The organism is Bartonella queenslandensis AUST/NH15 (assembly GCF_000312585.1).
GTDB lineage: Bacteria > Pseudomonadota > Alphaproteobacteria > Rhizobiales > Rhizobiaceae > Bartonella > Bartonella queenslandensis_A.
Window position 1 is genome coordinate 1 of the sequence record NZ_HE998443.1, and the last position, 543, is coordinate 543.

At 47.0% G+C, this 543-nt stretch carries 1 pseudogene; it reads left to right on the forward strand.

The window, feature by feature from the left end:
* Nucleotides 1-543, forward strand: a pseudogene (locus tag BN338_RS10600) (DUF4815 domain-containing protein); the annotation flags it as partial.

Consider the following 543-nt stretch of genomic DNA (forward strand, 5'->3'; position numbering starts at 1 on the left):
TGCCTGGGACTGTTATCCCTTACCCCTGCGACAGACTTTTGGCATGAACAGCGCACCGATTGGCTCTCAAGTGTCACCAATCAACTGAATATGGGCTGGAACCGTGGGAGAACGATCCGTAACACAGAAGTGCGTGATGATTTGGTGAATACTGCAAGGGAGCAAATCGATTTCTTAAGGCAAATCAAGCTAAACTTTAAAATTGAAGGTTTTGGCAGTGGAGAAATCTTGGAAAACCTTACCTTTGATGGTGTCAATGTCTTATCAAACAGCCGCCTTGTAGCCAATGTCAAAGGCGATATTGAAGGCACCTTTACCATTCCTGCCAATATTCCCTCAGGCACAAAAGAAGTTGTGGCACGGGGCAAAGGTGGAACTCTTGCCACGGGGCTTTTTACAGGTCAAGGCGTGATTGATGTGCAAGTGATGCGCCGCACCACCACGGTAAAAATATGGACAGCCTATGATCCGCAAGCCCAAGTCTTCACCCCTGATGAAACACGGCAAATAACGGGTGGATTTCCATCTTTGTAAAATTGGCAA